At 72.0% G+C, this 26,321-nt stretch carries 18 protein-coding genes and 2 pseudogenes; 6 read left to right on the top strand and 14 right to left on the bottom strand.

Translation table 11 applies throughout. The annotated features are described in order from the left end of the window. Positions 1 to 63: 63 nt before the first annotated feature. The 7 genes from ACZ7LV_RS36150 to iolC all read right to left on the bottom strand — a co-directional run bounded on the left by ACZ7LV_RS36150 (position 64) and on the right by iolC (position 9,784). Entirely contained in the window at positions 64 to 924 is an 861-nt protein-coding gene (locus ACZ7LV_RS36150) for an ABC transporter permease (protein WP_471945595.1), read from the bottom strand. Continuing rightward, positions 921 to 3,572: an alpha/beta fold hydrolase gene (locus tag ACZ7LV_RS36145; protein ID WP_471945594.1), complete on the bottom strand. Its 2,652-nt coding sequence runs from the start codon at positions 3,570 to 3,572 to the stop codon at positions 921 to 923. Before ACZ7LV_RS36145 ends, ACZ7LV_RS36150 begins: the two co-directional genes overlap by 4 nt. A gap of 121 nt (positions 3,573 to 3,693) precedes the next feature. Further along, the gene (mmsA, locus tag ACZ7LV_RS36140) at positions 3,694 to 5,196 is read right to left on the bottom strand and encodes a CoA-acylating methylmalonate-semialdehyde dehydrogenase (RefSeq protein WP_471945593.1); all 1,503 of its coding nucleotides are present in this window, start codon (positions 5,194 to 5,196) and stop codon (positions 3,694 to 3,696) included. Between the two features lie 14 nt (positions 5,197 to 5,210). Continuing rightward, positions 5,211 to 7,088, bottom strand: a complete 1,878-nt coding sequence (gene iolD / locus ACZ7LV_RS36135; RefSeq protein ID WP_471945592.1) for a 3D-(3,5/4)-trihydroxycyclohexane-1,2-dione acylhydrolase (decyclizing) — start codon at positions 7,086 to 7,088, stop codon at positions 5,211 to 5,213. Then, positions 7,085 to 7,906 carry a 5-deoxy-glucuronate isomerase gene (iolB, locus tag ACZ7LV_RS36130; protein WP_471945591.1) on the bottom strand — a complete coding sequence of 274 codons (822 nt, stop codon included), beginning with the start codon at positions 7,904 to 7,906 and terminating at the stop codon, positions 7,085 to 7,087. The genes iolD and iolB overlap by 4 nt, the downstream gene beginning before the upstream one ends. 7 nt (positions 7,907 to 7,913) lie before the next feature. Beyond that, positions 7,914 to 8,795: a Cgl0159 family (beta/alpha)8-fold protein gene (locus ACZ7LV_RS36125; RefSeq protein WP_471945590.1), complete on the bottom strand. Its 882-nt coding sequence runs from the start codon at positions 8,793 to 8,795 to the stop codon at positions 7,914 to 7,916. Beyond that, positions 8,792 to 9,784 carry a 5-dehydro-2-deoxygluconokinase gene (gene iolC, locus ACZ7LV_RS36120; protein WP_471945589.1) on the bottom strand — a complete coding sequence of 331 codons (993 nt, stop codon included), beginning with the start codon at positions 9,782 to 9,784 and terminating at the stop codon, positions 8,792 to 8,794. Before iolC ends, ACZ7LV_RS36125 begins: the two co-directional genes overlap by 4 nt. A gap of 394 nt (positions 9,785 to 10,178) precedes the next feature. Between iolC and ACZ7LV_RS36115 the strand changes: the two genes are divergently transcribed. Together ACZ7LV_RS36115 and ACZ7LV_RS36110 are read left to right on the top strand one after the other, a co-directional pair. Continuing rightward, positions 10,179 to 10,379: a helix-turn-helix transcriptional regulator gene (locus tag ACZ7LV_RS36115; RefSeq protein WP_393104968.1), complete on the top strand. Its 201-nt coding sequence runs from the start codon at positions 10,179 to 10,181 to the stop codon at positions 10,377 to 10,379. 77 nt (positions 10,380 to 10,456) lie between these two features. Beyond that, positions 10,457 to 11,035, top strand: coding sequence for a GNAT family N-acetyltransferase (locus tag ACZ7LV_RS36110; RefSeq protein WP_471945588.1), 579 nt, complete (start codon positions 10,457 to 10,459; stop codon positions 11,033 to 11,035). Positions 11,036 to 11,053: 18 nt separating this feature from the next. On the opposite strand, the gene ACZ7LV_RS36105 is transcribed toward ACZ7LV_RS36110, so the two are convergent. Together ACZ7LV_RS36105 and ACZ7LV_RS36100 are read right to left on the bottom strand one after the other, a co-directional pair. Next, entirely contained in the window at positions 11,054 to 12,097 is a 1,044-nt protein-coding gene (locus ACZ7LV_RS36105; RefSeq protein ID WP_471945587.1) for a zinc-dependent alcohol dehydrogenase family protein, read from the bottom strand. A gap of 194 nt (positions 12,098 to 12,291) precedes the next feature. Further along, positions 12,292 to 14,526, bottom strand: a complete 2,235-nt coding sequence (locus tag ACZ7LV_RS36100) for an MMPL family transporter (RefSeq protein WP_471945586.1) — start codon at positions 14,524 to 14,526, stop codon at positions 12,292 to 12,294. A gap of 173 nt (positions 14,527 to 14,699) precedes the next feature. On the opposite strand from ACZ7LV_RS36100, the gene ACZ7LV_RS36095 reads away from it, so the two are divergent. From ACZ7LV_RS36095 to ACZ7LV_RS36080, 4 genes are all read left to right on the top strand, one after another. Continuing rightward, on the top strand, positions 14,700 to 15,356 hold the full coding sequence (locus tag ACZ7LV_RS36095) for a TetR/AcrR family transcriptional regulator (RefSeq protein ID WP_471945585.1): 657 nt from the start codon (positions 14,700 to 14,702) through the stop codon (positions 15,354 to 15,356). A 145-nt stretch (positions 15,357 to 15,501) separates the two neighbouring features. Next, positions 15,502 to 16,452, top strand: coding sequence for a PrsW family glutamic-type intramembrane protease (locus ACZ7LV_RS36090; RefSeq protein WP_471945584.1), 951 nt, complete (start codon positions 15,502 to 15,504; stop codon positions 16,450 to 16,452). A gap of 73 nt (positions 16,453 to 16,525) precedes the next feature. Continuing rightward, the gene (locus ACZ7LV_RS36085; RefSeq protein WP_471945583.1) at positions 16,526 to 16,765 is read left to right on the top strand and encodes a heavy-metal-associated domain-containing protein; all 240 of its coding nucleotides are present in this window, start codon (positions 16,526 to 16,528) and stop codon (positions 16,763 to 16,765) included. 97 nt (positions 16,766 to 16,862) lie between these two features. Continuing rightward, positions 16,863 to 19,118 (top strand): heavy metal translocating P-type ATPase, encoded by a 2,256-nt coding sequence (locus ACZ7LV_RS36080; RefSeq protein ID WP_471945582.1) that lies wholly within the window; start codon positions 16,863 to 16,865, stop codon positions 19,116 to 19,118. Between the two features lie 640 nt (positions 19,119 to 19,758). On the opposite strand, the gene ACZ7LV_RS36075 is transcribed toward ACZ7LV_RS36080, so the two are convergent. The 5 genes and pseudogenes from ACZ7LV_RS36075 to ACZ7LV_RS36055 form a co-directional block, all read right to left on the bottom strand. Further along, a complete protein-coding gene (locus ACZ7LV_RS36075) occupies positions 19,759 to 21,048 on the bottom strand; it encodes a citrate synthase (protein ID WP_401680541.1) in 1,290 nt (429 codons plus the stop codon). A gap of 219 nt (positions 21,049 to 21,267) precedes the next feature. Then, positions 21,268 to 23,565 carry an SF1B family DNA helicase RecD2 gene (gene recD2, locus ACZ7LV_RS36070; RefSeq protein WP_471945581.1) on the bottom strand — a complete coding sequence of 766 codons (2,298 nt, stop codon included), beginning with the start codon at positions 23,563 to 23,565 and terminating at the stop codon, positions 21,268 to 21,270. 302 nt (positions 23,566 to 23,867) lie between these two features. After that, a pseudogene (locus tag ACZ7LV_RS36065) lies at positions 23,868 to 24,197 on the bottom strand (pentapeptide repeat-containing protein); the annotation flags it as partial. 32 nt (positions 24,198 to 24,229) lie between these two features. Next, positions 24,230 to 24,613, bottom strand: a complete 384-nt coding sequence (locus ACZ7LV_RS36060) for a toxin-antitoxin system YwqK family antitoxin (protein ID WP_471945580.1) — start codon at positions 24,611 to 24,613, stop codon at positions 24,230 to 24,232. Further along, a pseudogene (locus ACZ7LV_RS36055) lies at positions 24,613 to 26,321 on the bottom strand (hypothetical protein); the annotation flags it as partial. The pseudogene ACZ7LV_RS36055 and the gene ACZ7LV_RS36060, both read right to left, overlap by 1 nt.

The following is a 26,321-nucleotide window of genomic DNA, read 5'->3' as shown; positions in this document are numbered from 1 at the left end:
GCTTGCGTCTCGAAGGGGCTACGGAGCGGGCCCGCCGAGACCGGTGGGTGATCTTCCGGAGACCTACGAGACGACGTCCTTGCGGGCGAAACCGCGGAAGGCCAGCGCGAACAGCACGAGTGCGTAGGTAACGGAGATCGCGGTGCCCTGGATCATGCCGGACCACTGCGGCTCGGGCTGCACGGCGTCCGCCCAGGCGAACTGCCAGTGCGCGGGCAGGAAGTGGCGCCAGTCGCCGAGGGCGGTGACCGCGTCCAGGACGTTGCCGACGATGGTCAGGCCGACCGCGCCGCCGACCGCGCCGAGCGGCGCGTCCGTCCGGGTGGACAGCCAGAACGCCAGTCCGGCGGTGACCAGTTGGGACACGAACAGGTACGCCACGACGACCACGAGCCGCTGCGCCGCCGTGCCCGCCTCCAGTGCTCCGCCGGTGGGTATCTGCAGCGGGCCCCACCCGTAGGCGGCGACGCCGACGGCCAGCGCGACGACCGGCAGCAGCACCATGGCGGCCAGGCTCAGGCCGAGCCCGACGACGAGCTTGGACCACAGCAGCCGGGCGCGGGGCACGGGAGCGGCGAGCAGATAGCGCAGCGAGGACCAGCCGGCCTCCGAGGCGACGGTGTCGCCGCAGAACAGGGCGACCGGGATGACCAGCAGGAAGCCCGCCGACACGAACAGGTTCACCGCGGCGAAGTTGGCCGCCGACGCGGTGGCCGTGTCCATCAGGGTGATCCGGTCGCCGCCGCCGTCCGGCTCGCCGCCGATCGCGAAGGCGACGACCAGGACGAAGGGCAGGACGGCGAGGACGGCGAACATGACCAGCGTGCGGCGCCGCTTGAGCTGGCGGACCAGCTCCACCCGCAGGGGCAGGGTGCGGCCCGCCCGGTAGCCGGACGCGACGTCGGTGAGAGCGGGGGCGCTCATGCGGAACCTCCGATCAGGGTGAGGAACGCGTCCTCCAGGCGGCGGTGCGGGCCGACCGAGGCGACCGGCACCTCAAGCCGGACCAGCTCGGCGACCAGGCGCGGGGCGCTGCCGCCGGCGTCCAGCCGGACCAGCAGTCCGTCGCCGGTCACGACGGCCGAGGCGACGCCCGCCAGGGCGGCGATCTTCTCGGCGACCGGCTCCTCCACGGGGGTACCCGTGCCGACGAGGAGGGTGTCCCCGGAGCCGACGATCTCGCCCACGGGGCCCGCCTGCACGAGCCGGCCCCGGTCCATCACCACGAGATGCGTGCAGGACTGCTCGACCTCCGACAGCAGATGGCTGGAGACGATCACGGTGCGGCCGGCGGCCGCGTACCGGATCATCACCTCGCGCATCTCGCGGATCTGCGGCGGGTCGAGGCCGTTGGTCGGCTCGTCGAGGATGAGCAGGTCGGGAAGGCCCAGCATGGCCTGGGCGATGGCGAGGCGCTGGCGCATGCCCTGCGAGTAGGTGCGCACCGCGCGGGCCAGCGCGTCGCCGAGGCCGGCGATCTCCAGCGCCTCGTCGAGGTGGGCGTCCTCGGCGGGGCGGCCGGTGGCCCGCCAGTACAGCTCCAGGTTCTTCCGGCCGGACAGGTGCGGCAGGAAACCAGCGCCCTCCACGAAGGCGCCGACCCGGGACAGCACGGGTGCGCCGGGGCGGATGGAGTGGCCGAAGACGCGGATCTCGCCGCCGTCCGGCCTGATCAGGCCCATCAGCATCCGCAGGGTGGTGGTCTTGCCCGCGCCGTTCGGGCCGAGCAGGCCGAGCACCTGGCCCTTCTCCACACGGAACGAGAGGTCCTTGACCGCGTACCGGTCCGACGACCGGGCGTACCGCTTGCTCAGGTCGGTGATCAGCAGCGGTACGTCGGACAGCGCGGGGTCGGGCGGCGGCGTGGCGGTGCGGCGGCGGGCGGAGAGCAGCAGCACGAGGGCGACCGCGGCGCCGGTCAGCGGCAGCCACCACACCCAGGCGGGCAGTGGCGTGGCGGGCGCCGTCACCTCGGGGGCCGTCGGCACCGACAGGCCGCCCCTGAGGGAGACGGTGTAGGTCGCGGGGGCCGCCGGGGAGGCGTACGCCAGGTCGGTCGAGGCGAGGACCAGGCGCAGCCGGTGGCCCTTGCCGACCTCGTAGTCGACGGCGGGGAGGGTGAGCGTCACGTCCTTGCCGGCCTTGGCGCCCGTGACCCGCACCGGCGTGACCAGCTGGGAGGGCAGCACCTGCTGACGGCCGTCGGGGCCGACGTCGTAGACCTTGGCGAAGAGGACGGCGTCCGCGCTGCTGGACCTCACATGGACGGTGGCCGTCGGGGATCCGGTGACGCGCAGGTCCTCGGTCAGCGGCGCCGACTCGAACCGCGCGTGCTGGCCCGGGAAGTCGAGCGAGATGCCGACGCCGAGCGCGGAGAGCTGCGCGAGGCCGCCGCCGGCGCCGAGGCCGGGCAGGGCGGAGACGGCGGGCGGTCCGGCGCCGGGCGGGTTGTCGAAGGTCTGCTCGCGTCCGGTGAGGGCCACCGCGCGCCGTCCGCTCCCCAAGCCGGGGTAGGTGTCCGCGCTCGCGCCCCGCAGCAGGGCCTGGCCGTCGGTGGAATCGACGCCTCCGGTGCGGGTGACGCGGAAGGCGGGGCCGGTGGCGGCGCCTTCGTCGCCCTTGAGGTACCGGTCGAACCAGGCCGTGACGCGCTGCTGGACGCGGTCGGTCTCCAGGTCGCCGCCGTCGTGGCCGCCGGCGATCCAGTCGACGTCGACGGGGGCGCCGCCCGCCCGGACGGCCTGGGCGGCCGCGTCGGCCTGGTCGAGCGGGAACAGGGAGTCCGACTGGCCCTGGATCAGCAGGGTCGGTACGTCGATGCGGTCGCCGACGGCCGACGGCGAGCGTTCCTCCAGCAGTGCGCGTGCCGCGGCGTCGGGGGTGCCGGACTCGGCGACCCGCTCGTACATCTCGCACAGCCGGGGCTCGAACTTCGCGCAGCCGCCACCGGAGTTGACGAAGACACCGGCCCACAGCTTCTTGAAGACGCCGTTCGGGAAGAGGGCGTCGGCCAGGTTCCAGTAGGTGATCGCGGGGGCGACGGCGTCGACGCGGTCGTCGTGGCCCGCGGTCAGCAGCGCGATCGCGCCGCCGTAGGAGCCGCCCGCCATGCCGACGCGGGGGTCGCCGGCCTTGTCCAGCGCGACCTGCGGCTGCCCGGCCAGCCAGTCGAGCAGCTTCGAGACGTCGGCGACCTCGCCCTCGGGGTCGTTCAGCCCGATCCTGCCCGTGGAAGCGCCGAAGCCGCGTGCCGACCAGGTCAGCACCGCGTAGCCGTCGCGGGCCAGGTCCTCCGCCTGCTGCCGTACGTCGTCCTTGCTGCCGCCGAAGCCGTGGCCCAGCAGCACCGCGGGGCGGCGGCCGGTGCCGGCGGTGGTGAAGTAGGAGGTGTCGACGCGCACCCCGCCGGCCCCGGGCAGCACCCGGTCGGTGCGGCGTACCGCGGGCGCGTCGTCGTCGGCGACGGCCGTCCACGTACCGGCACCGGCGAGCACGACGACGGCGGCCGCGGCGGCCACCAGCCGTCGTGGCCGCCGCAACAGCCCGCGCAGTCCGGGCGAGCGAAGATCCATGCGTCAACGGTACGCGGCGAACCTGTCGCCCACTGACCGCTCACGGTCTGAACCCGGTGCCCTCCCAGGGGAGTACGGGGCCCGTGCCGCGTACCGCGCTCGCGGTACGCGGCGGCGCGCGTCAGTGGTTGCGCGGGAAGCCCAGGTCCACGCCCGCGGGACCGTCCGCCGGGTCGGGCCAGCGGGTGGTGACGACCTTGCCGCGGGTGTAGAAGTGCGTGCCGTCGTTGCCGTAGATGTGGTGGTCCCCGAAGAGGGAGTCCTTCCAGCCGCCGAAGGAGTGGTAGCCGACGGGAACCGGGATGGGGACGTTCACGCCGACCATGCCGGCCTCGACCTCCAGCTGGAAGCGGCGGGCGGCACCGCCGTCCCGGGTGAAGATCGCGGTGCCGTTGCCGAACGGGGAGGCGTTGATCAGCGCCAGGCCGTCCTCGTAGGTCTCCGCGCGCAGCACGCACAGCACCGGGCCGAAGATCTCGTCCTGGTAGGCCTTCGCCGAGGTCGGCACCTTGTCGAGCAGCGAGATGCCGATCCAGTGACCGTCCTCGAAGCCGTCGACGGTGTAGCCGGTGCCGTCCAGCACGACCTCGCAGCCCTCGGCGGCGGCGCCCTCGACGTAGGAGGCCACCTTGTCGCGGTGCACCTTGGTGATCAGCGGGCCCATTTCGGAGGTCGCGTCGTTGCCGGGGCCGATCTTGATCTTCTCGGCGCGCTCGCGGATCTTCTCCACCAGCTCGTCGCCGATCGCACCGACCGCCACAACGGCCGAGATGGCCATGCAGCGCTCGCCCGCCGAGCCGTACGCCGCCGAGACCGCCGCGTCGGCCGCCGCGTCCAGGTCGGCGTCCGGCAGGACCAGCATGTGGTTCTTGGCGCCGCCGAGTGCCTGGACGCGCTTGCCGTTCGCGGAGGCCGTGGTGTGGATGTAGCGGGCGATCGGGGTGGAGCCGACGAAGGACACCGCCTTGACGTCGGGGTGCTCCAGCAGACGGTCGACGGCGACCTTGTCACCGTGCACGACGTTGAGGACGCCGTCCGGCAGGCCCGCCTCGGTCAGCAGCTCGGCCAGCCGGACGGAGGCCGACGGGTCCTTCTCGGAGGGCTTCAGCACGAAGGTGTTGCCGCACGCGATGGCGAGCGGGAACATCCACATCGGCACCATCGCCGGGAAGTTGAACGGCGTGATGCCCGCGACGACACCGAGCGGCTGGCGCAGCGAGGCCACGTCGACGCGGCTGGCCACCTGGGTCGACAGCTCACCCTTCAGCTGCACGTTGATCCCGCAGGCCAGGTCCACGATCTCCAGGCCGCGCGCCACCTCACCGAGGGCGTCGGAGTGCACCTTGCCGTGCTCGGCGGTGATCAGCTCGGCGATCTCGTCGCGGTGCTCGTCCAGCAGGGCACGGAAGCGGAACAGGATCGTGGTGCGCTGGGCCAGCGAGGACTGGCCCCAGGTCAGGAACGCCTCCTTCGCGGTCGCGACCGCCGCGTCCACCTCGTCGACCGAGGCGAAGGCGACCTTGGTGGTGACCGCGCCGGTCGCCGGGTCCGTGACCGGACCGAACGTGCCCGACGCGCCTTCGGCGGACCTGCCGCCGATCCAGTGGTTGACGATCTTCGTCATGACCGGTTACTCCTTCACAGATGGCGGCGTCGGGTCGAGACGTGCCGTTCGTACAGCTCACGAGCCTTGACCGCGGACGATCGGGTCGCGGTCTCGGCCACAGGTACATCCCACCAGGCCTGTGCCTCGGGCGCGCCCGACACTGTGTCTGCCGTTTCGGTCTCGACGTAGACACATGTGGGAGTGTCCGCGGCCCGCGCCTCGGTGAGCGCCGCGCGCAGGTCCTGCACGGTCCGGGCGCGCAGCACCCGCATGCCGAGGCTCTCGGCGTTGGCGGCCAGGTCCACCGGGAGCGGGGCGCCGGAGTACCTGCCGTCGCCCTCGCGGTAGCGGTAGGCGGTCCCGAAGCGCTCGGCGCCGGTCGCCTCGGAGAGGCCTCCGATGGACGCGTACCCGTGGTTCTGCACCAGCAGCACCTTGATCGCGATGCCCTCCTGCACGGCGGTCACGATCTCCGTCGGGTTCATGAGGTAGGTGCCGTCGCCGACCAGGGCCCACACCGGCCGGTCCGGCGCGGCCAGCCGCACGCCGATCGCGGCCGGGATCTCGTAGCCCATGCAGGAGTAGCCGTACTCCAGGTGGTACTGGTCGGCGGACCGGGCCCGCCACAGCTTGTGCAGGTCGCCCGGCATCGAGCCGGCGGCGTTGATGATCACGTCCGTCTCGTCCACCAGGGCGTCCAGCGCGCCCAGCACCTGTGTCTGGGTCGGGCGCGCGGTGGGTTCGGCGGCCTCGTAGGCGGCGTCGACGCGCCGCTCCCAGCCCGCCTTGTCCTCGGTGTACCGGGTGACGTACGCCTCCGGGACCCGGTGGGCGTGCAGCGCGAGTGCCTCGGTCAGCTCGGCCAGGCCGCTGCGCGCGTCCGCGATCAGGGGCGATCCGGCGAGCTTGTGGCCGTCGTAGGCGGCGATGTTGAGGTTCAGGAACCGGACGCCGGGGTCGGCGAAGAGCGTTCCGGACGCGGTGGTGAAGTCGGTGTAGCGGGTGCCGACGCCGATCACCAGGTCGGCCGTGCGGGCCAGTTCGTCGGCGGTGGCGGTGCCGGTGTGGCCGATGCCGCCGACGTCCTGGGGATGGTCGTAGGGCAGGGAGCCCTTGCCGGCCTGGGTGGAGGCGACCGGGATGCCGGTGGCCTCGGCGAACTCGGCCAGCGCGCTCTCGGCGCGGCTGTGGTGCACTCCGCCGCCGGCGATCAGCAGCGGCCGCCGGGCGGCCCGGATCGTGCGCACGGCCTCGGCGAGCTCGGTCGGGTCCGCGCCCGGCCGGCGCACCGCCCAGACGCGCTCGGCGAAGAACTCCTCGGGCCAGTCGTACGCCTCCGCCTGCACGTCCTGCGGGAGGGCGAGCGTGACCGCGCCCGTCTCGACCGGGTCGGTGAGCACGCGCACGGCCTGGAGCGCCGCCGGGATCAGCGCTTCGGGGCGGGTGACACGGTCGAAGTACCTCGACACCGGGCGCAGGCTGTCGTTGACGGACACGTCGCCGGCGTAGGGCACTTCGAGCTGCTGGAGGACGGGGTCGGCGGGGCGGGCGGCGAAGGTGTCGCCCGGCAGCAGCAGCACCGGCAGGTGGTTGACGGTCGCGAGGGCGGCGCCGGTGACCAGGTTGGTGGCGCCGGGGCCGATGGAGGTGGTCACGGCGTGGGTGGACAGACGGTTCGCCTGGCGGGCGTAGCCGACCGCCGCGTGCACCATGGCCTGCTCGTTGCGGCCCTGGAGGTAGGGCATGTCGTCCGCGTACTCGACCAGCGCCTGGCCGATCCCGGCGACGTTGCCGTGGCCGAAGATGCCCCAGGTGGCGCCGATGAGCCGCTGCCGTGCGCCGTCCCGCTCGGTGTACTGGACGGAGAGGAAGCGTACGAGCGCCTGTGCGACCGTGAGCCTGATGGTCATCGGTAACCCCCTGTGCTGTCGACGTGGTCCGGGTGGAAGCAGATCCGCCACTCCCGGGTTCCGCCCGGTCCCGCCATGACGTTGAGGTAGTACATGTCGTGGCCCGGCTGGGCGATGGACGGCCCGTGCCAGCCGTCGGGGACGAGGACCGCGTCGCCGGTGCGGACCTCGGCGAGCACGTCGGCGCCGCCCTCGCGGGAGGGGAACACCCGCTGGTAGCCGAGGCCGTTCGGGCCGTCGATCTCGAAGTAGTAGATCTCCTCCAGCTCGGACTCCTCGCCCGGCCGGTGCTCGTCGTGCTTGTGCGGCGGGTACGAGGACCAGTTGCCACCGGGGGTGATCACCTCGACGGCGATGAGCTTGTCGCACGTGAAGGCGTCCGCGGAGGCGAAGTTGCGCACCCGGCGGGCGCAGTTGCCGCTGCCGCGCTCCTCGACGGGGACCTCCGGCGCGGGGCCGTAGCGAGCGGGGAGTCGTCGCTCGCACTTCGCTCCTGCCAGGGCGAAGCGGCCTCCCGCGCCGGAGGTGATCTGTGCCTGGGCGTCACGGGGGACGTACGCGAAGTCGGAGACTCCGGCGAAGACGCTCTCCCGGCCCAGCAGGTCGAACACCGCGTCGCCCACGCGCACGGCGCAACCGCCTTGCAGGGGCAGCACGATCCACTCGCTGTCCCCGGTGGTGAAGGTGTGCGTGCCGCCCGCCTCCAGCTCGACGATCCGCAGGCTGCTGTGGGTCCAGCCGGCCAGCTTCGGGTCGATGTCGAGCGCGTAGTACGCGTCGGCGGTGGTGCCCTTCGGGACGTACAACTCGTTGCTCATGCGGCCCTCACAGCAGTCCTACGGCGGTGTCCACGGCGGCGGCCACATCGCCGTCCACCGGGTACAGCAGCGAACGGCCGACCACCAGCCCCCGCACGGTGGGGAGCTGGAGGGCGCCGCGCCACTTCTCGTACGCGCTGTCCTGGTCGTCGCCGACGTCGCCGCCGAGCAGCACGGCGGGCAGCGTCGAGGTCGCCATGACCCGGGCCATGTCGTCGGGGTTCTCGGTGACCGGGACCTTCAGCCAGGTGTACGCCGAACTGCCGCCGAGCCCCGAGGCGATGGCGATGGACCGGGCGACGGCGTCGGCGGACAGGTCGTTGCGCAGCTTGCCGCCGGTGTCACGGCGGCTGATGAACGGCTCGACGAAGACCGGCAGCCGGCGCGCCGCCATGTCGTCGACGGCGCGGGCGGTGGACTCCAGGGTGGTCAGGGAGCCCGGGTCGTCGTAGTCGATGCGCAGCAGCAGCTTGCCGGCGTCGAATCCGAGGCGCTGGATGTCCTCGGGGCGGTGGCCGGTGAAGCGGTCGTCGAGCTCGAAGCGGGCGCCCTGGAGGCCGCCGCGGTTCATCGAGCCCATGACGACCTTGCCGTCCAGGGCGCCGAGCAGCAGCAGGTCGTCGAGGATGTCGGCGGTGGCGAGGACCCCGTCGACGCCGGGGCGGCCGAGCGCGAGGCAGAGGCGTTCGAGCAGGTCGCCGCGGTGGGCCATGGCCATCTTGCGGTCGCCGACACCGAGCGCGCCACGGGCCGGGTGGTCGGCGGCGACGATCATGAGGCGGCCGTCGGCCTCGATCAGCGGGCGCCGGACCCGGCGGGCGGCGGCCTCCGCGATCGCCTCGGGGTGGTGGGTGCGGGTGCGCACGAGGTGCGCGATGTCGACGGTCACCGGGAGGCTCCCGTCCGGTCGGCGGGGGCCGGGGCGGCGGCGCGCACGGCGCCCGCGCTGAGGGCCGCCGCCACCTCGGCCTGGGTCGGCATCGCGGAGGAGCACTCCAGGCGGGAGGCGACGATGGCGCCCGCGGCGTTGGCGTGCCGCATGGTCTTCTCCAGGTCCCAGCCGGCCAGCAGGCCGTGACAGAGCGAACCGCCGAAGGCGTCGCCGGCGCCGAGGCCGTTGAGGACGTCCACCGGCAGCGGCGGGACCTCGACCGACTCGCCCGCGCTGCTGACGGCGAGGACGCCCTTGGGGCCCTGCTTGACGACGGCCACGGAGACCCCGGCGTCGAGCAGTGCCGCGGCCGCCGCGTGCGGTTCGCGCACGCCGGTGGCGATCTCCACCTCGTCGAGATTGCCGACGGCGACGGTGGTGTGCTTCAGGGCCTCGGTGTAGAAGGGGCGGGCCGCGTCCGGGTCCCGCCAGAACATGGGGCGCCAGTCGAGGTCGAAGACCGTGGTGCCGGATCTGTCGCGGTGGGCGAGGGCCGCGAGCGTCGCCGTCCGGCTGGGCTCCTCGCTCAGGCCGGTGCCGGTCACCCAGAAGATGTGCGCCGCGTGAACGGCGTCGAGGTCGAGCTCGTGGGCGTCGATCTCCAGGTCCGGGGCCTTGGGCTGCCGGTAGAAGTACAGCGGGAAGTCGTCCGGCGGGAAGACCTCGCAGAAGGTGACGGGGGTCGGCAGTCCGGGCACCGGGGTGACCCAGCGGTCGTCGACGCCGAAGTCCCGCAGCGCCTCGTGCAGATAGGTGCCGAACGGGTCGTCGCCGGTCCGGGTGATCACCGCGGTACGCCGGCCCAGGCGGGCGGCGGCCACGGCGACGTTGGTCGCGGATCCGCCGAGGAACTTCCCGAAGGACGTCACCTGGGGGAGCGGGACGCCGGTCTGCAGCGGGTAGAGGTCTACGCCAATCCGCCCCATGGTGATCAGGTCGTACGCCATCGAGATCCCTTCGCGTTCCCGTCACGCCTCCGTCGGCGGCTCTCTCCCGGTTTCTAGTCTCCGCGCGGGAGGCCTGTCAATAGTTTGTCCAGACATTCGGACGAGGGGGCCTCGCCAGACGGTGCCGGGCTCGGCGGCGCCCCCATGTCAACGCGCCCCGCCCGGCACCCCAGCGTGCTCCTTTGCTTCACCTCTGTCACAAATGCCACTCCCTTGTCACACATGTCCGGTGTACGCGGGCCGCGTGTCACACCCGTCCCACAGCCGCTGTCCAGTCGTCACTCTCCGTCGTTGGGCGGGCACAGGCTTGGTGATTGATCGCCAGCGCAGCGCCCGGCTCCCCCGGACGGCCGGTCCACGGCCGCCGCCGCGGCACGCGCAGGGAGGTGCACTCATGACCGACCGAAGGCTCTGGTCGTACAAGGAGATCGCGGCCCACATCAAGGTGCAGCCGGACACCGTGCGGTCCTACCGCAAGCACGGGCTGCTGCCCCCGCCCGACCACGTGGAGGGCGGCAAGCCCTACTGGTACGCCGACACCGTCCGCGCCTGGGTCGCCTCCCGGCCCGGCAACCGCGGGCGGCGGACGGAGTGACCGGCCGCCGCCCGTGAGCCGTCCGCCCGGCGAGATATCCGTGGTGCCCCACGTCCGCGTGGGGCACAGTCATGCGCATGAGCTTCTCCGACAAGCCCGTGCTCCGCGGCGAGAGAGCGGTGCTGCGGCCGTTCACGGCGGCCGACGCGGACGCGATGTGGGAGATCCTGAGGGATCCCGAGGTCATCCGCTTCACCTTCGACCCGACCACCGAGGTCACCCTGGAGGGGGTGCGGTCCTGGTACGGCTCCCGGTCCGCGCAGCCCGACCGGCTCGATCTCGCCGTGAGTGACCGTGACACGGGCGAGGTCGTCGGCGAGGTCGTGCTGAACGAGTTTGATCCCCACACCCGCAGCTGCAACTTCCGCACCCTCATCGGCCCGCGCGGTCGCGGCCGGGGCCTCGGCACGGAGGCCACCCGGCTCGTCGTCGGCCATGGCTTCGAGCGACTCGGGCTGCACCGCGTCCACCTGGAGGCGTACGGCGACAACGACCGCGCCCTGCGCGTCTACCGGAAGGTGGGCTTCGTGGTCGAGGGCGTGCGACGGGAGTCCGCTGTGCGGAACGGGGAGTGGGTCGACGAGGTGTTGATGGCGGTCCTCGACCGGGAGTGGGCGGTCCACCGGGGGTATGCCGCCGACACGGCGGCGGTGTAGGGGTGCCGGGAGGCGGGGTCAGCTCCAGGGTTCGATGACCGTCACCCCCGCGCCCGGTGCGCTGCCCAGCGCCGCGAGGGCGGGCGGGGCCGCGGCCAGGGGGATGGTCGCGGTCACGAGGAGGTCGGGGCGCAGGGTGCCCGCCCGGACCGCCGCGAGCATCGGGGGGTAGCTGTGGGCCGCCATGCCGTGGCTGCCGAGCAGCTCCAGCTCCAGGGCCACCGCGCGCGCCATGGGGACCGGCGTGGTGCCCGTGGGCGAGGGGAGCAGGCCGACCTGGATGTGCCGGCCCCGGCGACGCAGGCCGCCCACGGAGGCGGCGCAGGTGGCGGGGGATCCGAGCGCGTCCAGGGAGAGGTGGGCGCCGCCCGCGGTGAGGTCGTGGATCGCGCTCGCCGTGTCCGGCGTGCGGGACGCGTCCACGCACTCCGCCGCGCCGAACGTCCGGGCCAGCTCCAGTGCCCGTGCCGAGATGTCGACCGCGACCACCCTCGCTCCCGAGGCCGCCGCGATCATCACTGCCGACAGGCCCACTCCCCCGCAGCCGTGCACCGCGACCCACTCGCCCGGCGCGACCCGGCCCTGCTGCACGACCGCGCGGAACGCCGTCGCGAACCGGCAGCCGAGGGAGGCCGCCGTCGCGAAGCTCAGGTCCTCGGGGACGGCGACGAGGTTGCCGTCGGCGTGGTCCAGCGCCACGTACTGGGCGAACGAGCCCCAGTGCGTGAAGCCGGGTTGCGTCTGCCGCTCGCACACCTGGCGGTCGCCGGCGGCGCAGGACGGGCAGGTGCCGCAGGCGCAGGCGAACGGAACGGTGACCCGGTCGCCGGGCCGCCAGCGGGTGACCCGTGCGCCGACCTCCGCCACGACACCGGCGAGTTCATGGCCGGGCACGTGGGGCAGCGTGATGTCCGGGTCGTGGCCCTGCCAGCCGTGCCAGTCGCTGCGGCACAGGCCGGTGGCCTCCACCCGCACCACGACCCCGTGCTCGGCGGGTCGCGGATCGGCCACCTCCCGCACCTCGGCGGGTTCCCCGAACCGCTCGAACACCACAGCCCGCATCCGACACCCTCGCCTTCGTCCCCACCACCCGGATCCAGCACCCGGGCACACCGGAGCCCCAACCGACCGGACCTTGACCGCGCGCCCCGTCCTGCTCAGGCATACCCAGCCGTCGGCGATACTCCGCGCACCGCATTGTCAGTACGCCGCGTCCTCGCCCCGGCATGCCTGGCCCACCCGTCTCCCCGGCCCGGCTAACTCCCGGTCGTCACCTTGTCGCGCAGGGGGCCCTGCTTCTCCGTGGGGGCCGGGTTGGGTGTCGGGGGCTGTTCCGTCTCGGTGAGGCCGACGCGGGTGTGCAGTCGGCGCAGGGGTCCAGGTGCCCACCAGGTGGCGCGGCCCGTCAGTCGCATCACGGCCGGGACCAGCAGGCTGCGGACGACCATCGCGTCCATCACGACCGCGAGGGCGATCCCGAGTCCGAGCATCTTGGTGTTGGTGACGCGGGAGGTGCCGATCGCGACCATCACGACGGCCAGGATGACGGCCGCCGCGGTGATCAGGCCGCCGGTGCGCTGCAGGCCGAACCGCACGGCGCGCTCGTGGTCGCCGGAGTGGTCGTACTCCTCCTTGATGCGGGAGAGCAGGAACACGCCGTAGTCCATGGAGAGGCCGAAGGCCACGCAGAACATCAGGACGGGCAGCGTCGTCTCGATGGAGCCGGGGCTGGTGAAGCCGAGGAGGCCGGAGAGGTGGCCGTCCTGGAAGACCCAGACGACGGCCCCGAACATCGCGGTCAGGCTGAGGGCGTTGAGCAGCACGGCCTGGACGGGTATCAGCACGCTGCCGGTGAGGAGGAAGACCAGCAGCAGGGTCACGACGGCGATGCAGGCCAGCGCCCAGGGCAGACGGTCGCCGATGGCGCCCTTGGAGTCGACCAGGACCGCCGCCGTGCCGGTCACGCTCGTCTTGAAGGGGGCCTCGGTCGCGCGCAGTTCGTCCACCAGCCGCTGGGCCGGCTCGTCCACCGCCTCTCCCCTCGGCTGCACCGTGAAGTACGCCGCGTCGCCGTTCACCAGCGGCCCGTCCACCCGGAGCACCTCCGGCAGCACCGCGATCCGCTGCTTGTAGGCCGCGTACTGCGCCTCGGTCGCCGCGCCCTCGGCCAGCACCTCCAGGCCGCCGCCGGGGCTGCCCGGGAAACCGTCCCTGATGTGCTCCTGGACGACGTGGGACTCGGCGCCCGAGGGCAGCTGGCGGTCGTCCGCGGTGCCGAACTTCACGCCCAGGAAGGGCAGTCCCAGCAGGAGCAGCACCGCTGTGGTGCCGAGTGCGAAGTAGGGGGCGCGGCGCATCACCACGGACGCCGTACGACCCCAGGCGCCGCCGCCCACGGGGGCCGGCGCGGGCCGCCTGCCCCGGCGCAGGACGCGGCGCAGGTCGAGCGCGTTCACCCGGTGGCCGAGCAGCACCAGCGCTGCCGGGAGCAGGATCAGCGCGGCTGCCGCGGCCAGCAGGACCACGGCGATTCCGGCGTAGGCGAACGAGCGCAGGAAGTACTGCGGGAAGACCAGCATCGCCGCCAGGGAGACCGCGACCGTCAGCGCGGAGAACAGGACCGTGCGCCCGGCCGTGCGCAGGGTGGTGCCGACGGCCGTCGACGGGTCGGCTCCCGCGGACAGTTCCTCGCGGAAGCGGCGCACGATGAACAGCGCGTAGTCGATGGCCAGGCCGAGGCCGAGGGCCGTGGTGAGGTTCAGCGCGAAGACCGAGACGTCGGTGAACTCCGTGAGCCCGCGCAGCACGGCGTTCGTCCCCAGGATCGCGACGATGCCGATGCCCAGCGGGAGCAGGGCGGCGACCGCGCTGCCGAAGACCGTCACCAGCAGCAGCAGCGTCACCGGCAGGGCGATCAGTTCGGCCCGGGTCAGGTCCTCCTGGATGATCGTCTGCATCTCGTGCTGCACCGCCACCCGGCCGCCGAGCCTGACCTCCAGCGGGCCGTGGGCGCCGCGCAACGCGGGCGCGATGCGCTCCAGGGTCTCGCCCGCGGTCTTCTCGTCGCCGGTGATCCGGGCGGCGATCAGCGCCTCGTGCCCGTCCTCGGCACGCAGGGCCGGCGACTTGGACCGCCAGTAGGAACCGACGCCCACCACGCCCTTCTCGCCGGCCAGGCGTGCGGTGAGGCGCCCGGCCGCCGCGGCCACCTCCGGATCGTCCACCGAGGCCCGGCCGGCGTCCACGAGGAGCAGCAGATTCGGCTGGGAGCCGGGGAACTCGCGCTCCAGGGCCTTCGTCGCGTACGTCGACTGCGCGTCCGGGTCCTCCCAGCCGCCGCTGCCCAGCCGGTCGGCGACACCGCTGCCGGCCAGCACCGCGAGCACGGTCAGCACGAGGGCCGCCAGCAGCGAGAGGCGGGGCCGGGCGGTCACCAGGCGCGTCCAGCGCCCGGGAGGCCTACGGCGCGGTGCTGTGTTGACTTCGGTCATCGTGCGGTGTCCCCTTCACCATGACCCGTTCCGCCTGCCCGGACGTGCTCGGTCAGGGGGCATGGGTCCGCCATGGCCATACACTCGAAAACACGAGAGATCGCTCGCGTTCCACCAGAATGCGAGCGGGCACTCGCGTTTGTCAATCGCGTTCGGAGAGCTGGGGATCACGCGTGCCCGAGAAGACCGAGAAGCCGACCCAGGAGCAGGCGGCGGACACACGGCCGCGCCGGCGGCAGGCGCGCGGCGAGCGCCGCATCGCCCAGTTGCTGGAGGCCGCGGCCTCCGTCTTCTGCACCACCGGGTACACGGCGGCGAGCACCAACGCCATCGCCCGCGAGGCAGGCGTCTCGCCGGGCACGCTCTACCAGTTCTTCCCGAACAAGGAAGCGATCGCGATCGAGCTGGGCGACCGGCTGATGCACGAGATGCGGGAGACCTACGGCGAGGCACTCGCACCCGTCGAGCCCGCGACCCCCCTCACGCAGGCCATCGACTCCACCGTCGACCGGCTCATCGACTTCAACTGCCGCCACCCGGTCTTCTTCGCCCTGATGCACGGCCCGGACATCCCGGGCCGGATCGCCGAGGAGCACGACGCCCTGCACGCGGCCCTGCTGCTGCGCGTGGAGACCCTGCTCACCTCGCTGCTGAGCGACACGTCCCCGGCCGACGTCACCCGCACCGCGCATGTCTGCCTGGGCGTCTACAAGGCCGGCCTGGAGCTGGTGCTGGCCCACCAGGGCGCCGAGCGCGAGGCGTACGTCCGGGAGCTCAAGAACCTGCTGACCCGCTACCTGGAGCCCCTGACCGGCGCTCACACCCCTTGAGCGCCGGGGCACTCCCGCCCGGCGGCGGGCCGCCCCGCACACCCCCTCGCTCCTCCCGGCCGGAATGCGGCACGCGCCGCACACGCATACGGTTCGGACACATCGCTCCACCGGGAGCAGCAGCACAGGAGCACGAGGGACCGCCGTGACCCAGTTCCCGCCACCCGGCGCCCCCCGCGCCCGGATTCCGAGTCCGCAGCAGCCTCCGCCGTCCTACCCCCGCGTCCGGCCCGGCCTGTGGCGGCGCTGCCTGTGGAGCGGGCTGGCGCTCTGGGCGTCGACCGCGCTCGCCGTCCAGGTGAGCGGGAGCTCCGCCCTGCTGCCGACCCTGGCCCTCCTGGGCAGCTTCCTGGTCCCCGTCACCTTCGTGCTGTGGGCCTACGAGCGGCACGGCCGTGACCTGGGCGTCAACGTGATCCTCGGCTGCTTCCTCACCGGCGGGACCCTCGGGGTCCTGGGCGCCGCCCTGACGAAGGACCTGCTGCTGTACCCGTCCCCGCGGATGTTCGCCGTTCTCGGCCTCGCCGAGGAGGCGATGAAGCTGGGCGCCCTGCTGTTCGTCCTGCGCCGGCAGACCCGGATCCGCGGACTGCGGGCCGGGCTCGTGCTGGGCGCGACCGTCGGCCTCGGCTTCGCCGCCATGGAGGGCGTCGGATACGCCTTCCACGCCGCCGCGGGCACCCCGGGCCTCGGCCTCGGGGAGCTGCTGGAGACGGAGATCCTGCGCGGCGTGCCGGCGTCCGTCGGGCAGGGCCTGTGGACGGCGATCGCCGGTGGCGTCCTGCTCGCCTGCCGTCACCCGAACGGGCGCTTCCGCCTCACCGGCACGGTCGCCGCGACCTACCTGGGAGTGGCACTGCTGCACACCCTCGCGGAGTCCACCCATGGCATCGCCGTCTGGCTGGTGGTCCGGCTGACCGGCGGTGAGCCCGGCCGGCGCCTGTTCACGGAGGGCTACATCGCGCACCCCACCGAGGCGCAGCAGCACCTCTTCGCGCTGCTCTCGGTGGGCGGGCTGATCGTCGTGGCACTGCTCGGCCTCGCCTGGGCGAGCGCACTGACCCGCCGCGACCCCTCCTGGAGAAGTACCCCCTAGGGGTATAGTCTTGAGTGTACCCGGGGACCCTCTGGGCCCCGTCCGTCCCATCTGCCTCGACGAGGAGTACGACATGACCGCGCAGACCGACACCACTGGTTCCGTCACCGCCGTCTACAAGGTGAGCGGGATGAGCTGCGGGCACTGTGAAGGCGCCGTCTCCGGCGAGATCTCCCAGTTGCCCGGCGTCAGCTCGGTGAAGGCCGTCGCGGCCGGCGGCGAGGTCACGGTCGTCTCCGCCGCCGCGCTGGACGAGGAGGCCGTCCGCGCGGCCGTCGACGAGGCCGGCTTCGAGCTGGTCGGCCGCGTCTGAGCACGCTCGCCCTCACCGGGCCGTACCGGCGAGCCGTCCCCCGGGGCCGGTCCCGTACGGTCCGGTCCGTCGCATGGAGTCGGAGTCGGAGTCGGACATGAGCAGCACCACCACACGGACCTCCACGGAAACGCCCCCAGGGACCTCCATAGCCAGGCCGGTCTCCGAGGTCGAACTGCTGATCGGCGGCATGACCTGCGCCTCCTGCGCGGCCCGCGTCGAGAAGAAGCTCAACCGGATGGACGGCGTCAGCGCCACGGTGAACTACGCCACGGAGAAGGCCCGGATCAGCTACCCGGCCGGAACCGAGGTCGCCGACCTGATAGCCACCGTCGTGAAGACCGGCTATACCGCCGAGGAACCCACCCCGCCACCACCGGATCCGGACGAGGCGCCCCGGGACCCCGAGCTCGCTCCCCTGCGGCAGCGCCTGATCGTCTCCGCGCTGCTCTCCACCCCCGTCGTCCTCCTCGCGATGATCCCGGCCCTCCAGTTCGACAACTGGCAGTGGCTGTCCCTCACCCTCGCCGCGCCCGTCGTCGTCTGGGGAGCCCTGCCGTTCCACCTGGCCGCCTGGACCAACGCACGGCACGGCGCCGCCACCATGGACACCCTCGTCTCGGTGGGCACGCTGGCCGCGTTCGGCTGGTCCCTGTGGGCGCTGTTCTTCGGCCACGCCGGCATGCCCGGCATGCGCCACCCCTTCGAGTTCACCGTCTCGCGCGCGGACGGCGCCTCGGCGATCTACCTCGAGGTGGCCGCCGGAGTCACCGCCTTCATCCTCCTCGGCCGCTATCTGGAGGCCCGCTCCAAGCGCAGGGCGGGCGCCGCGCTACGGGCCCTGCTGGAGCTCGGCGCGAAGGACGTGGCGGTGCTGCGCGACGGGCACGAGGTGCGCGTGCCGGTGGCCGAACTGGCCGTCGGCGACCGGTTCGTCGTACGCCCAGGAGAGAAGATCGCCACCGACGGCGTCGTCGTGGAGGGCGCCTCCGCGGTCGACGTCGCGATGCTGACCGGTGAGTCGGTGCCGGTGGACGTGACGACCGGGGACACGGTGGCCGGGGCGACCGTGAACGCCGGCGGCAGGCTGGTCGTCGAGGCGACCCGGGTCGGCGCCGAGACGCAGCTCGCGCGGATGGCCCGGCTGGTCGAGGAGGCCCAGAACGGCAAGGCGCAGGTGCAGCGGCTCGCGGACCAGGTCGCGGGGTTCTTCGTCCCCGTCGTGCTGCTGCTGGCGACCGCCACCTTCGGCGTGTGGCTCGGCGCGACCGACGACAGCGTCGGCGCCTTCACCGCGGCCGTCGCCGTCCTGATCATCGCCTGCCCGTGCGCCCTGGGCCTGGCCACCCCGACCGCCCTGATGGTCGGCACGGGGCGCGGCGCGCAGCTGGGCATCCTGATCAAGGGTCCCGAGGTCCTGGAGTCCACGCGCCGGGTGGACACCGTGGTCCTGGACAAGACCGGCACGGTGACGACCGGCCGGATGACCCTCCAGGAGGTGTACGTCGCCGAAGGCGCCGACGAGCGGGAGGTGCTGCGCCTCGCGGGCGCCCTCGAACACGCCTCCGAGCATCCGGTCGCGCGCGCCGTGGCCGCCGGTGCCGCGGCGCGGGTCGGGGAGCTACCGCCGGCCGAGCGGTTCGAGAACGTGCCCGGACGGGGCGTACGCGGCCAGGTGGAGGGCGTCGAGGTGTCCGTGGGGCGCCTGTTCGACGACCTGCCGCAGGAACTGGCGCACGCCCGCGACAAGGCCGAGAGCAGCGGCCGTACGGCCGTCGTGGTCGGCTGGGACGGGGTCGCGCGCGGGGTGCTCGCGGTCGCGGACTCCGTGAAGGAGACCAGTGCGCAGGCCGTGCGTGAGCTGCGCGAGCTCGGGCTCACCCCGGTGCTGCTGACCGGTGACAACCGGCGCGTCGCCGAGACGGTGGCCCAGAGCGTCGGGATCGACCAGGTGATCGCCGAGGTGCTGCCCGAGGACAAGGTCAAGGTCGTACGGCGGTTGCAGGCCGAGGGACGGACGGTCGCCATGGTGGGCGACGGCGTCAACGACGCGGCCGCGCTCGCCACCGCCGACCTGGGGCTGGCGATGGGCACGGGCACCGACGCGGCGATCGAGGCGGGCGACCTGACCCTCGTCCGGGGGGACCTGCGGGCGGCGGCGGACGCGATCCGGCTGTCCCGCCGCACCCTCTCCACCATCAAGGGGAACCTCGTGTGGGCCTTCGGCTACAACCTGGCCGCGCTGCCGCTGGCCGCGGCGGGTCTGCTGAACCCGATGATCGCGGGGGCCGCGATGGCCCTGTCGTCCGTGTTCGTCGTGACGAACAGTCTGCGGCTGCGGGCGTTCCGCTGAGCCGGGAGTTCCACGGAAACGCAGGATCCCCCTTCAGTACGGCGCGAGCCTCACATAAGCTCTTCACAAGGCTCGCGCATCATCCTTACGCTTGGGCCCGGTTCTTCGTACCGGGGCCCTTGCGTATCTAACGGGACATATGCAAGAGACGCAGATCACAGTGGTGTGAACGTAACCATCGAAGGGGTTCGAAGGTCTAAGTTGGCGATGTCAGAGGGCGTCTTGGGGGGCGTCACCTGGCATCTGGGGATGTCTTGGGGGACTTCCTCAGAGATGCGTTGCCGGGACACGTACACCGGGGAGCTTTGAGCGGCCCTCCCAGCGTGCGCTGTCCCGGCAGATCGCAACGGCAAGGCGCACCACGGCAGTACGCACGACGCAGACGGCACGACGCAGTACGCAAGACGCAAGACGCAAGACGCAGCAACAGCGATTCAGGCGCTGGTTTCTCACAGACGCCCGGCCGGATCCCGTGGGGGGAATCCGCACCGGGACATGGGAAGGCGCCCTGGTCGTCGGCCCGTGGGGGGACTGACGCACCAGGGCGCCTTCTGTTATGCCCTTGTGGTCGCGTACGGACAGGCCGCCGCGTACCGCCGCGGAGGCGGCCGCCTGCTGTGCGTCAGGCGGCCGCGGCGGATCAGCGCTCCTCGACCGGAACGAAGTCGCGCTCGACGACGCCCGTGTAGATCTGGCGCGGACGGCCGATACGGGACCCCGGCTCCTTGATCATCTCGTGCCACTGGGCGATCCAGCCCGGCAGCCGGCCGAGGGCGAACAGGACCGTGAACATCTCGGTCGGGAAGCCCATGGCCCGGTAGATCAGACCGGTGTAGAAGTCGACGTTCGGGTAGAGCTTGCGCTCGGTGAAGTAGTCGTCGGAGAGCGCGTGCTCCTCCAGCTTCAGCGCGATGTCCAGCAGCTCGTCGGACTTGCCGAGCGCGGAGAGCACATCGTGCGCGGCGGCCTTGATGATCTGGGCGCGCGGGTCGAAGTTCTTGTAGACCCGGTGGCCGAAGCCCATCAGGCGGACGCCGTCCTCCTTGTTCTTCACCTTGCGGATGAAGGTGTCGACGTCGCCGCCGGAGTCGCGGATGCCCTCCAGCATCTCCAGCACCGACTGGTTGGCGCCGCCGTGCAGCGGGCCCCACAGCGCGTTGATGCCGGCGGAGATCGAGGCGAACATGTTCGCCTGCGAGGAGCCGACCAGGCGGACCGTCGAGGTGGAACAGTTCTGCTCGTGGTCCGCGTGCAGGATCAGCAGCTTGTCCAGCGCGGCGACCACGATCGGGTCGAGCTCGTACTCCTGGGCGGGCACCGAGAAGGTCATGCGCAGGAAGTTCTCGACGTAGCCGAGGTCGTTGCGCGGGTAGACGAACGGGTGTCCGATCGACTTCTTGTACGCGTAGGCCGCGATCGTCGGGAGCTTGGCGAGCAGTCGAATGGTGGAGAGGTTGCGCTGACGCTCGTCGAACGGGTTGTGGCTGTCCTGGTAGAAGGTGGACAGCGCCGAGACGACCGACGACAGCATGGCCATCGGGTGGGCGTCGCGGGGGAAGCCCTTGTAGAAGTTCTTGACGTCCTCGTGCAGCAGGGTGTGCCGCGTGATCTCGTCCTTGAAGCCGGTGAGCTGGTCGACGGTCGGCAGCTCACCGTTGATCAGCAGGTACGCCACCTCCAGGAAGGTGGAGCGCTCGGCCAGCTGCTCGATCGGGTAACCGCGGTACCGGAGGATGCCGGCCTCACCGTCGAGATAGGTGATGGCGGATTTGTAGGCGGCCGTGTTTCCGTAACCGCTGTCCAGGGTCACGAGACCGGTCTGGGCGCGGAGCTTCCCGATGTCGAAGCCCTTGTCCCCGACGGTGCTGTCGATCACCGGGTAGGTGTACTCGCTGCCGTCGTACCGCAGTACTACAGAGTTGTCGCTCACGTCTTCCCTCACCGACGTAGTGCCTCATCTTCGAGGTGCCCTGACTGTCTCTACCATCCCCCATTTGGCTCAGGAGAGTGCACTCGGGGTCGACCATTGGGCTTATCGGCGGCACTCAGTGCCGCCAACCTGCCATCCTGCCCGGTTGATTCCGCTTCCGGAAGTGCTCTGTGACCTTTGCGACTCATTTGATCGATCATTTTTCGGCCGCGGTCCCGCTCAGGGCTCCAGGGTGCCGGAATCGGGTCTCCAGGACCCGGGGGCGAGCCTGAAATCGAGGGCCGTGCAGCGGCGTCCCGCCGACACCGTGCGCACCGCCTGACCGATCGCCTTGCGGGAGCCGACGAGGACGACGAGCCGCTTGGCCCGGGTGACCGCCGTGTAGAGCAGATTGCGTTGCAGCATCATCCAGGCGCCCGTGGTCACCGGGATGACCACCGCCGGATACTCGCTTCCCTGCGACCGGTGGATGGTCACCGCGTAGGCGTGTGCCAGCTCGTCCAGCTCGTCGAAGTCGTAGGGAACCTCCTCGTCCTCGTCCGTCAGCACCGTCAGGCGCTGGTCGACCAGGTCGAGCGCGGTGACCACGCCCACAGTGCCGTTGAAGACACCGTTCTCCCCTTTGTCGTAATTGTTTCTGATCTGGGTCACCTTGTCCCCGACGCGGAACACCCGGCCGCCGAACCGCTTCTCCGGCACGTCGGGGCGGGCTGGAGTGAAGGCCTGCTGGAGGAGCCCGTTGAGCGTGCCCGCGCCGGCGGGTCCCCGGTGCATGGGGGCGAGCACCTGGACGTCGCGGCGGGGGTCCAGCCCGAATCTGGCCGGAACACGACGGGCCGCCACCTCCACCGTGAGCCGCCCGGCGGCCTCCGTGTCGTCCTCGACGAAGAGGAAGAAGTCCTTCATCCCGTCGGTGACCGGGTGGTGCCCGGCATTGATGCGGTGGGCGTTGGTGACCACGCCGGACTGCTGGGCCTGCCGGAAGACGCGGGTGAGCCGGACGGCGGGGATCGGGCTGCCGGGCGCGAGGAGGTCCCGCAGCACCTCGCCCGCGCCGACGCTGGGGAGCTGGTCGACGTCACCGACGAAGAGGAGGTGCGCGCCCGGCGGTACGGCCTTGACGAGCTTGTTGGCGAGCAGCAGGTCCAGCATCGAGGCCTCGTCGACGACCACGAGGTCGGCGTCCAGGGGCCGGTCCTTGTCGTACGCGGCGTCCCCGCCCGGCTTGAGCTCCAGCAGGCGGTGGACGGTGGAGGCCTCGGCCCCGGTGAGTTCGGAGAGCCGTTTGGCGGCACGGCCGGTCGGGGCGGCGAGGACGACCTTGGCCTTCTTGGCGCGGGCCAGCTCCACGATCGAGCGCACCGTGAAGGACTTGCCGCAGCCGGGGCCGCCGGTGAGGACGGCGACCCGCTTCGTCAGCGCCAGCTTGACGGCGGCCTCCTGCTCGGGGGCGAGATCGGCGCCGGTACGGCCCTTCAGCCAGGTCAGCGCCTTGTCCCAGGCGACGTCGTGGAAGCCGGGCATGCGGTCCTGGTCGGTCCGCAGCAGACGCAGGAGCTGGGCGGAGAGGGAGAGTTCGGCGCGGTGGAAGGGGACCAGGTAGACGGCGGTGACGGGCTCGCCGCCGTCGGGGCCGGGCACGGACTCCCGTACGACTCCGGGGTCCTCGCCGTCCTCGGGGGGTGCCGCGAGCTCGGCGAGGCACTCGATGACGAGGCCGGTGTCGACCTGGAGGAGCTTGACGGCGTCGGCGATCAGGCGTTCCTCGGGCAGATAGCAGTGCCCCTGGTCCGTCGACTGCGACAGGGCGTACTGCAGCCCGGCCTTGACGCGCTCCGGGCTGTCGTGCGGGATGCCGACGGACTGCGCGATCTTGTCGGCGGTGAGGAAGCCGATGCCCCAGACGTCGGCGGCGAGGCGATACGGCTGGTTCTTCACGACGGAGATGGAGGCGTCGCCGTACTTCTTGTAGATGCGCACCGCGATGGAGGTGGACACCTCGACGGTCTGGAGGAAGAGCATGACCTCCTTGATCGCCTTCTGTTCGTCCCAGGCGTCGGCGATCTTCTTCGTCCGCTTGGGGCCGAGGCCGGGGACCTCGATGAGGCGCTTGGGCTCCTCCTCGATGATCTTCAGGGTCTCCAGGCCGAAGTGCTGGGTGATGCGGTCGGCGAAGACCGGGCCGATGCCCTTGACGAGGCCGGAGCCGAGGTAGCGGCGGATGCCCTGGACGGTGGCGGGCAGGACGGTCGTGTAGTTCTCCACGGTGAACTGCTTGCCGTACTGCGAGTGGGAGCCCCATCTCCCCTCCATCCGCAGCGACTCACCCACCTGCGCGCCGAGCAGCGCGCCGACGACGGTGAGGAGGTCGCCCGCTCCTCGTCCGGTGTCGACGCGGGCGACCGTCCAGCCGTTCTCCTCGTTGGCGTACGTGATCCGCTCGAGGACGCCTTCGAGCACGGCGAGCCGCCGCTCGCCGGGTGCGGGTGCGGGTGCCGGGGGCGCCTGGTTGGACATGACCCGACGGTACCGGCGGGGTGTGACAGCGGGGGACGAGGGCCGAAAAAGCGGGCTCGGGGCGGCTGCGGCACCTGCTCAGTCGGGCGGGAGCGGTTGACTCCCGCCGGCCTCGAAGAGGTACCGGTACATCTCCGTCGAGTACGCGTAGAGGGTGTTCTCGTCATCGAAGGCGATATCCGTGAGGCCCTCGTACCGGTGGGGTGCGTGAGGGTTGCGGGGCCGAAGACGGAGCCTGATGTCCCGTCCAGCTTCGTGTGCTGGTCCAGGGTCACCTGGAATGCGTTGCCGTCGAAGACGGATCCGCTCAAGTCCGCGGAGCGGAAGTCGACGTTCAGCAGCGACGCGCCCCCGAACCGGGTTCCCCGGCAACTCGCGCCGAACGCGTCGACATCGCAGAGCGACGCCTTCGTCAGGTCGGCGCCGTCGAGCCTCGCATGCCGCAGGACCGCGTCATCAAGGTTGACGCGTACAAGGGAAGCCCCCGTCAGGTCGGCCCCGGTCAGATCGGCGCCCTGTGCGTCCGATCGGTAGAGGTCCGCGCCGATCAGCCGCACATTTCTCAACCTGGCGTCGGTGAACCAGGATTCGGAGAGATCCGTGCGGAAGAAGTCCGCTCCGCTCAGGTCCAGGCCGACCGCGTCCAGGGGGAGTCGGGGTGTCTCTATCGGCGCGTGCCTTCCTCGCCCTGGTGCCAGGTCCTGGTCGGTTGGCCCTGGTCGTCCCAGGTGGCGTCCTCCAGGAGCGTCATCCCGTTCTCGGCGAACACCTGCCTCGCCGCGAGCACGCCGTTCGGATGCCATTCCTTGAACTCGCCCACGGGCAGCCCGTCCCGCACCGTTCCTTCCGAACGCAGGGTGCCGTCCTTGTACCACTCACGCGAAGGCCCGTTCTTGTAACCGTCGGCATAGGTGTCGAGACTGACGAGACTCTCGCCGAGATGCTCGGTCACCTCCCCGGTGAACGGTTCTCCACGGTGATACAGCCGCTCCGAGTCGTCCATGTCCACGTCGGGGTCGTCGATGTCGATCCGCTGCACGGCTGCCATCAGGGAATCCAATTCTCGTCACTCGGCGGGAAGCCGGTGTATCGGCCATGGGTGCTCGGCACGCCTTCGAGCATATGGTTGCAGTTTGCGCAGAAGGGTGCGGGGCGGCCCGGAAGGCCGGTCTCCTTGTGCTTCATGAACGGGAACTCGACGGAAGCCCGCAACTCGGTGAGCGCCTCCGGGCCGTCCGGCAGGCCGCGCTTGGTGCGCTCCCAGAGCAGCTGGTTCGCCGCCTTCACCTCGGCGTGGCCCAGAGGGTGATCCTTGTGCGGCGGCGGGTCGCCGATGGAACCGAACCGTTCCGCGAGTGTCGGGTGCAGCTGCTCGACCGGGATCACGTTGTTGGACCTGCCGTTGATGCCCTCGAAGATCTGACCGGTACGCAGGTCGACCACCGCGCCGACACACTCGCCGGCCTCCTTGCGGGAGAAGGTCTGGGCCTCCTTCGCGTCCCGGTAGGCAGCGCCCCGCTCCCGTGACAAGTCGTCCAGCCACGCGCCGACGGGCCGATCGTCGATGTGCGTGATCAGCTGGGTCTCCGGATCAACCGTGAGCCGGTGTTCCGGAAGGGTGCCGAAGTCCTTGTCGCCGGCACCGGGTGGCGGCAGGGGGCTGTCGTCCTCGACCCTGATCCCTTCGGGCGTCTCGTCCGTGCGCGGGACTTCGGGCTGATGCTCGCCGTGGTTGCCCGGCACGCCGTCCCCGCCGTGGCCGCCAGGGCCCGGATCGTGACGGACGCCGTCGTCGGCATGCCCGTTCGCCGGCGCCGGGTGGTCGTGCGAGGGACCAGGCCCGTCGTGCGGCGGAGGAGGCCCGTCCTGCGGGGTGCCGGAGGAGTGCGTGCCGGAGGGGGGTTCGTGACTCGCGTGCGGACCCCTGCCGAGGTCGTCGGCGTGGCCGCCGGGGAGGTTGTCGGCGTGGCCGCCGGGGAGGTTGTCGGCGTGGCCGCCTGGCAGGTGGTCGGCGCGTCCGCCGGGGAGGTTGTCGGCGGTGTTGCCGGGGAGGTTGTCAGGGGTGCGGCCGAGGTCGCCGAGGTCGCCCAGGTCGCTGCCGAGGTGGAGGTGCTGGGGTGTGTTGTCGGCGGCGTGGACGGCGCCGGCCATGGCGGGTTCGCGGACGGGGCTGTCGACGCGGGGGAGGTCGGCTCCGTCGCGGGGGATGCCGGGCTGGTCGACGATGTCACCGGGGCCGTCGGCGGCTTCCCGGATGACGTTGCCGCTCTCGTCGAGGATGTTGCCCTCGGGGTCGTAGTAGCGGGCCGGGGCGCCGTCCTCGGTGGGCAGCTTGACCGTGCCCTCGGGAAGGGCCGGGGTGTTGTCGGGGAGCTTGACCGCGCCCTCGGGCAGCTCGACCGCGCCCGCCGGGACGGGGGTGCCCTCGGGCAGGCGGACCGCGCCGTTGCCCAGGTCGACCGCGCCCGCCGGGAGCGGGGTGCCCTCGGGCAGCGTGATGGCGCCGCCCTCGGGGATCCTGATGCCGCCCGCCGGGATCGTCGCACCCTCCGGCAGGCGCACGGCGCCCTCGGGCAGGCGCACCGTGCCTTCGGGCAGGGTGATCGCGCCCTCGGGCAGGCGGGGGATCTCGATGTTGCCGACGCCCTTCAGCGCCGCACTGATGTCGCCGATCTTGGACAGGCCGGCGCCGGCGCCCTTGGCGATGTAGGTCATCGGGTCGATGACCTTCGCCGTGGTGCCCAGCACCTTCGCGA

Source organism: Streptomyces sp. NPDC107562, assembly GCF_055657325.1.
The sequence above is the reverse complement of the archived record's forward strand: the minus strand, read 5'-3'. Positions and strand labels throughout refer to the sequence as shown.

Excerpts from the sequence above, each read along its gene's own strand:
- ACZ7LV_RS36150 (WP_471945595.1), bottom strand. The coding sequence starts at position 924 with ATGAGCGCCCCCGCTCTCACCGACGTCGCGTCCGGCTACCGGGCGGGC.
- ACZ7LV_RS36145 (WP_471945594.1), bottom strand. The coding sequence starts at position 3,572 with ATGGATCTTCGCTCGCCCGGACTGCGCGGGCTGTTGCGGCGGCCACGA.
- mmsA (WP_471945593.1), bottom strand. The coding sequence starts at position 5,196 with ATGACGAAGATCGTCAACCACTGGATCGGCGGCAGGTCCGCCGAAGGC.
- iolD (WP_471945592.1), bottom strand. The coding sequence starts at position 7,088 with ATGACCATCAGGCTCACGGTCGCACAGGCGCTCGTACGCTTCCTCTCC.
- iolB (WP_471945591.1), bottom strand. The coding sequence starts at position 7,906 with ATGAGCAACGAGTTGTACGTCCCGAAGGGCACCACCGCCGACGCGTAC.
- iolC (WP_471945589.1), bottom strand. The coding sequence starts at position 9,784 with ATGGCGTACGACCTGATCACCATGGGGCGGATTGGCGTAGACCTCTAC.
- ACZ7LV_RS36115 (WP_393104968.1), top strand. The coding sequence starts at position 10,179 with ATGACCGACCGAAGGCTCTGGTCGTACAAGGAGATCGCGGCCCACATC.
- ACZ7LV_RS36110 (WP_471945588.1), top strand. The coding sequence starts at position 10,457 with ATGAGCTTCTCCGACAAGCCCGTGCTCCGCGGCGAGAGAGCGGTGCTG.
- ACZ7LV_RS36105 (WP_471945587.1), bottom strand. The coding sequence starts at position 12,097 with ATGCGGGCTGTGGTGTTCGAGCGGTTCGGGGAACCCGCCGAGGTGCGG.
- ACZ7LV_RS36100 (WP_471945586.1), bottom strand. The coding sequence starts at position 14,526 with ATGACCGAAGTCAACACAGCACCGCGCCGTAGGCCTCCCGGGCGCTGG.
- ACZ7LV_RS36085 (WP_471945583.1), top strand. The coding sequence starts at position 16,526 with ATGACCGCGCAGACCGACACCACTGGTTCCGTCACCGCCGTCTACAAG.
- ACZ7LV_RS36080 (WP_471945582.1), top strand. The coding sequence starts at position 16,863 with ATGAGCAGCACCACCACACGGACCTCCACGGAAACGCCCCCAGGGACC.
- recD2 (WP_471945581.1), bottom strand. The coding sequence starts at position 23,565 with ATGTCCAACCAGGCGCCCCCGGCACCCGCACCCGCACCCGGCGAGCGG.
- ACZ7LV_RS36060 (WP_471945580.1), bottom strand. The coding sequence starts at position 24,613 with ATGGCAGCCGTGCAGCGGATCGACATCGACGACCCCGACGTGGACATG.